Here is a 5,799-nt window from a genome sequence, read left to right as displayed (position 1 = left end):
CCTATTTGAAAAAGCTTAATTGCTCATTTGAAGCTAGCGAGATTTTGCAATCTCTTTTATAGTCGATTACTCGACTGTGCTTACTCACTCGTTGTTCAGTTTTCAAAGATCAATTTCTTTCGTTCGCTACAGTGTTACCGAAGCAGCGAGAAGTAATATACCATATTGATTTTTCATTTGCAAGCTTTATTTTATTTCATCAATTCGTGAAGATAATCAACACGTTCAGACTCCATGGTTTGTGCTTGTTCCTGCTTGTCCTGTTCGGAGCAAGAAACATAATATAGCACAAACCATTTCGTAATGCAAACTTAAATCTGAACTATTTCAGTCGAATACTTTTGAGCAAAATTTCAAGAGGCTCCCTCTCTTCAGTCTCCCCTCGATGATCATGCTCCACAAGCTTATCTAAACGGGCGATCTGATGACCATAGTCATACATGGCTGCTGCCACAATGGAGAGTCGAAGCATACCGCTTGGTTGTTCACAATACCGTGCAAGGAGATCGATCATAAACTGTTCGTTTTCCGCTTCGATTTCCAAACTATCCGAGCTCGTATCCTTCAACTTATCATCGTACTTCAATAGTACATGCTCGTGGTACTTAATCAATTTCTCCATATGATCGTCGAAACATACATCCGTTTCCGTACTTGGGGAAGCCTGAAAATAATGCTCATCTACCGCTTCCAATACCTCAAGCCCCTTGGACATGACAAGCAGCTTCTGCTTGTACACGACTAGTTCGCGGATCCTTTTAGAGCCGCCGCCCTTCAACTTCTTGATTTCCTCTTCCATAAGTCTATATTTCTCAGATAATGACTTTAGGCTATTACGTAAACTTTCCTTCTCTTCACGAAACACCGTTTCCTTGATTTCATTCGAAATTACCGTGCGAAGGAGCAATGACATTTTGCTGAAAATAGATCCGATCTGCGCTGCGAATTGTTCCTTAGGTTTGGGTGGGAAGAAAAGAACATTCACGAGAAAAGCACAACCAATCCCAATCAAGCTCAATAGTAGACGATTAACGGCAAAACGCCACTCCCCCGACGCCTCCATCACGGCCACAACGGTTACTAAGGTAAGACCAATCGTTTCTTCCATCCGTAAACGTAAACTTAGAATGATTACAATAATACATACAATGCCAATAGCAATCACGTTTTGCGAAAAAAACATCCCCGCCAACAGGGCAAATGCCGCACCAATAATGTTTGTCTGCAGCTGATCTAAGAAATAACGCCAGGAGCGATAAATCGAGGGCTGCATCGCAAAGATTGCCGCAACAGCCGCGATGACTGGTGGCGTGAATTCGAGCCAAGCACTTATGTATAAAGCTAATGCAACAGCGATGCCTGTTTTCCACACGCGCGCCCCAAATACCATGACTCTCACCTCATCTAAAATAAACGGCTGCACCGTCCTTTCAAGGACGAGTGCGTTTATCCAAAAATATAAGCTTATGTATAGCGTGAAACTTATAAAGGCTTATATTTCAAAATATCCTACATCTATCTTACACAGGTCATGTGATGGATGCAAAATAACCTCATCAACAAACAAACCACCCTCAGCAAAATGCCGAAAGTGGTTCGTTGCTTAGCAATTTGCTAAGCTTTAGTGCTTTTGCTATTCGCGGAACCCGCATTACTAGAAGCACTTGAAGTACCTGAAGCCTTGGCCGCGATTGCAGCGGCTTTCAGACCTTTACTCTTGTAGGGTTTCGGGGCACTCTTAGCCCGGTTCTCACTTGCTTTCCACCGGTTCCAGCCTTTGCTGTCAGTACCTCTACCTGTTCCACCTTTACCCTTAGCCATAAACTCACTCCATACGTGTTGCTTCTTATTTATTAGTTAATAAACCCGACCATGTCGATTCTAGCCATTGATCGAAATCAGAGCCTTTGTCACCTTCGTACGTGTCATAAACATCACTTCTCATTTTCTGCAGCTTTTCCTTGAAAGCCTCATACGTATGACCTTCTGGCAAGCTCTTCTTGATGCGAAGTAAAATTTTACCGACACCTTTAATTAAATCGCCTTTTTTGCGAGGGGGCATTTGTACATCCTCACCTAAAAGTTTGAGTTTGCGGTAAGCCGTCTCCTGTATCGCATACACGGTATCATTGGTCATTAAACGTTTAAGAATATGAACCGATTGTTGATCGCCATGTTCACCTAATGCTTCAACAGCAGAAAGACGCTCCCTCCAATTGGACGTGCGGTTTGCTGCTTTTTTCAACTCTTCAAAATCCGTAGGTAACTCATTGTGTAATTCAATATTCAACTGATTCAAGCTCCTTCTGTGGCTATATGTGTTAGATGTTACACTTTTTTGGGGCTGAGCGCCAACTTTTTCATATGTTTAGATTATGGAAGTACCATTTATACAGGATTTTTAGTATTAAATCACCATATATAGGTATCTCCTTTTAGGTTCGAATTCAATAACCTCAACTTGAGGTGAATGAGATGTCCGATTTCCTAAGGCTCGTTGGTGAGCGATTGCGTATGATTAGAAAGCTTAAGGGATACACACAGGATCAGCTTGCTGAAAAAACAGGCAAAGTCGGTATGAGCAAATCGCACATATCAGATATTGAACGAGGCCAAAGGAACATTTCATTGACCACGTTGGAAACGCTAATGAATGCGTTAGACATAGACCCGAGCGAGTTGTTTAATTTTCAAAAACTTGACGGTGTAGATGGCATCCATGAAAAGAAATTGATTATCGATATTCACAAAAGCATGCTTATGGAACGCGGGCTTGATGAAGTTCAATATATTGTCAGGACGGCGAGTGATTTCCTAGGAACGTTAGATGCTAAAGAAGCTAGCAGGCGAAGCAAGAAAGACTAATGCCATACAAAAAAGCAACGAGCAGCTCGCAAATAGCGAATGACTCGTTGCTTTTGTTTTCCCCTTTTTAGCCGAAATTCCTAGTATGAACTTAACTCACTACAACCCCCCTACAATACTTACACACTGGCGCATCGATAGCGATTTCCTCGTTGCAGTAAGAGCAGGGCTTGTGCGTTTTCACTTCAGCAGGAGCTTTGGATTTACTTCTTCTTACACTCATAATGACCAGCGCACCAACGACCACGACAATCACAGCCAAAATCCAATAAATCATACGAAACACCTCCCAGTTGATAACCAACTTTTGATGATTTCCGTATATGTATATTCGTTCAATTGACTCTTATGAATGCGTTTCATTAGCACTTATATCAGAAATTACAGCCACATCTGTTGTTGGTACGACATTTCCCAGAACAACGTTTCGTAGCGAGTCGTATTCAAAAAAATAGTTTCTAACCGAGCTAATTCACTTTCCGATTTCCCTAAGGCTAGTCGATCCATTAAGTTTATGCACCATTGTGCATGTTTTCCGAACTCCTCTGAACTGTATCCTCTCACCCATTCACCATAGTCAGGATGATCCGCTGCACCTGGGTACTCCTTCAGCATACAGCCGATCTCCCAGTAACTCCACATACAAGGGAGCAAAGCTGCTGTTAACTCCGCTAATCCGCCATTCTGTGATACATGCAACATATAATGCGAATAAGCGAGCGTTATTGGTGAAGGTTCTGCCTGTTCCAATTCTTCCTTGGTGATCCCCAAGCGAGCTGCGTATGAACGATGAATGCCCATTTCTTCATGTAAAATGTTACTTAGTGACGCTGAGAATTCACTCATCGTTGTAAGATCTGGCGCCTTGATAGCTCCTAAGGCGAACAATTTGGCATAATCAATTAAGTATAGATAGTCCTGAATTAAGTAGAACCTGAATTTATTACGGTCCAGGGTTCCTCGGCCTAATTCTTGAACAAAGGGATGCTGCTGAGTTTGGCGCCATTCGTGCTGATATTTCTGAACTAAGTGCTGTGTAAAGGACATTATGGGTCTCCTTTGGCATGGGATTGTATGATTAAAGAGGAGTATCTACGATTAGTAGATTTGGTGAACTCTACTATTTTACCATATATTAACTTTATTGCTAGCCATGAATAGGTAGACTGCAAAAAAATGAACCTCCACAGTGTGGAGGCCCATCGCTTTCTATTATGTGAGTTATGTAAGCTATCCAAAGTGTGCTATACCAAGTCACAAGCATCAGCAGGCATCCAATGCGCATCCTTACCGTCCCATTTCACATTACAGCCAAGTGGGTTCGTCAACGGTAACGCAATCGCTTGACCAGAAGTAAGCTCTTCTAACGCGATATCTAAATTATTGATTGTAATTTTTGACGCATCCTTAGGATTATCAACGCCGCGTCCCGTGTAAACTAATCTGCGATTTTCATCAAAGACATAAAAATGCGGTGTTCTTAGTGCACCATAGGCTAATGCCGTTTCTTGGGTTTCGTCTCTCAGATACGTCCATGGAAATTGATGCTCCTCCATGTGCGATACCATATGATCAAAGGAATCTTCCGGCCTGGTATTCACGCTATTTGCGTTGATACCAACGAACTGTACACCTTTATCTTTATACCGATTGGCAGTTTCGCGTGTTACTTCATTAGAACCGATCACATAAGGGCAATGGTTGCAGGTGAAAAATATAACGAGCGTTTTCGCATCTCTGAAATCATTTAACGTGTAAGTTTGTCCATCCGTAGCTGGTAATGAAAAATCAGGCGCTGCATCTCCGAGCGATAAAGTAAAGGTATAAGCCATTTTACATTCCCCTCTCATCCCTTAAAAAAAGTTATAGTTGGTTCTCCCCAGTGCTTTGGAAAAACTCAATGATTTCACCATTTAGCCCTTTGATAAATGCAATACGCACAGGTGTTGGCGGGTTCACGCCTAGGATCACGTCTTTCGGTTCTACCGTCACAATAGCTCCCGCAGCAACTGCTGCTTCAACTGCTCCATCTACATCATTACTGCGTAAAGCAACATGAAAGAAATAGCCTTCTGGAATTTGCTCACCTGTTCCACCCGCAAAAACCTCCATATAATTCCCATCGCCAGAGTCTAACAGGACCGCGCGCTTATTCCCTTCGCCCCAGTTATTCTTCTCTACAAAGCCTAAACCTTCTGTATAAAACTTGACTGTCGCGTCAAAATCATTCGCTCTGAGTGCAACGTGATGGAAACCACCGCCACCTATTTTCGCATTTGTACCCACTTACTTTAGCCTCCTTAGAATTCTTACTATTTCTTCAATTCCAGTATACTCGAACAGGCGTGGTTAGAAAATGAGTTACATCGAGGTAACTAAGTAACCAGGGGTAACCCTAGCTGTACTAGTGACCCTTGCAACAAGTGGTCAAAACAAAAAACCACAATCCTTCATCAAATGATGAAAAACTGTGGTTGATATCGGGACGACACGATTTGAACATGCGACCCCCTGCTCCCAAAGCAGGTGCTCTACCAAGCTGAGCTACGTCCCGAAGATAAAAAGCGGAAGACGGGGATCGAACCCGCGACCCTCGCCTTGGCAAGGCGATGCTCTACCGCTGAGCCACTTCCGCATAGGGGTCCCCAAGGCTGCATAATGCAACCTGAGGACGATAATGCGCGTAGAGGGACTTGAACCCCCACGGTCACCCGCTAGATCCTAAGTCTAGTGCGTCTGCCAATTCCGCCATACGCGCATGCTGATAAAAATCTGAGAGACTTTAGTCTTCGCCTAAAGATCCCTATAAATGTAATGGTGAGTCATGTAGGATTCGAACCTACGACACCCTGATTAAAAGTCAGGTGCTCTACCAACTGAGCTAATGACTCATGTGTTATGAAAAAAATGGCTGGGGATCAAGGATTTGAACCT

8 protein-coding genes and 4 tRNA genes are annotated in these 5,799 nt (G+C 43.0%); 1 reads left to right on the top strand and 11 read right to left on the bottom strand.

Features of this window, described 5'->3' with window-relative positions; translation table 11 throughout:
- Nucleotides 1-322 precede the first annotated feature (322 nt).
- The 3 genes from HQN88_RS37165 to HQN88_RS37155 all read right to left on the bottom strand — a co-directional run bounded on the left by HQN88_RS37165 (nt 323) and on the right by HQN88_RS37155 (nt 2,290).
- Nucleotides 323-1,390: an FUSC family protein gene (locus HQN88_RS37165; RefSeq protein WP_173121625.1), complete on the bottom strand. Its 1,068-nt coding sequence runs from the start codon at nt 1,388-1,390 to the stop codon at nt 323-325.
- Between the two features lie 224 nt (nt 1,391-1,614).
- Nucleotides 1,615-1,821, bottom strand: a complete 207-nt coding sequence (locus tag HQN88_RS37160; RefSeq protein WP_173121623.1) for a DUF3934 family protein — start codon at nt 1,819-1,821, stop codon at nt 1,615-1,617.
- A gap of 25 nt (nt 1,822-1,846) precedes the next feature.
- Complete coding sequence (locus HQN88_RS37155) at nt 1,847-2,290, bottom strand: HEAT repeat domain-containing protein (RefSeq protein WP_173121621.1); 444 nt, start codon at nt 2,288-2,290, stop codon at nt 1,847-1,849.
- Nucleotides 2,291-2,475: 185 nt separating this feature from the next.
- Between HQN88_RS37155 and HQN88_RS37150 the strand changes: the two genes are divergently transcribed.
- Entirely contained in the window at nt 2,476-2,865 is a 390-nt protein-coding gene (locus HQN88_RS37150; RefSeq protein WP_173121619.1) for a helix-turn-helix domain-containing protein, read from the top strand.
- Between the two features lie 91 nt (nt 2,866-2,956).
- Here the strand turns inward: HQN88_RS37150 and HQN88_RS37145 are convergent, their stop codons facing one another.
- From HQN88_RS37145 to HQN88_RS37110, 8 genes are all read right to left on the bottom strand, one after another.
- On the bottom strand, nt 2,957-3,142 hold the full coding sequence (locus HQN88_RS37145) for a hypothetical protein (RefSeq protein ID WP_171637073.1): 186 nt from the start codon (nt 3,140-3,142) through the stop codon (nt 2,957-2,959).
- A gap of 104 nt (nt 3,143-3,246) precedes the next feature.
- Nucleotides 3,247-3,912, bottom strand: a complete 666-nt coding sequence (gene tenA / locus HQN88_RS37140; protein WP_173121617.1) for a thiaminase II — start codon at nt 3,910-3,912, stop codon at nt 3,247-3,249.
- A gap of 197 nt (nt 3,913-4,109) precedes the next feature.
- Entirely contained in the window at nt 4,110-4,697 is a 588-nt protein-coding gene (locus tag HQN88_RS37135) for a thioredoxin family protein (protein WP_173121615.1), read from the bottom strand.
- 31 nt (nt 4,698-4,728) lie between these two features.
- Complete coding sequence (locus tag HQN88_RS37130; protein ID WP_173121613.1) at nt 4,729-5,151, bottom strand: VOC family protein; 423 nt, start codon at nt 5,149-5,151, stop codon at nt 4,729-4,731.
- Between the two features lie 194 nt (nt 5,152-5,345).
- Nucleotides 5,346-5,419 (bottom strand) — tRNA-Pro (locus tag HQN88_RS37125).
- Nucleotides 5,420-5,428: 9 nt separating this feature from the next.
- Nucleotides 5,429-5,500, bottom strand: a tRNA-Gly gene (locus HQN88_RS37120).
- Between the two features lie 43 nt (nt 5,501-5,543).
- Nucleotides 5,544-5,623, bottom strand: a tRNA-Leu gene (locus tag HQN88_RS37115).
- A gap of 57 nt (nt 5,624-5,680) precedes the next feature.
- Nucleotides 5,681-5,756, bottom strand: a tRNA-Lys gene (locus tag HQN88_RS37110).
- Between the last annotated feature and the right edge of the window lie 43 nt (nt 5,757-5,799).

The organism is Paenibacillus qinlingensis (genome assembly GCF_013204845.1).
Lineage (GTDB): Bacteria > Bacillota > Bacilli > Paenibacillales > NBRC-103111 > Paenibacillus_E > Paenibacillus_E qinlingensis.
Note: the sequence above shows the minus strand (reverse complement) of the source record. Positions and strands in the feature narration are given on the sequence as shown.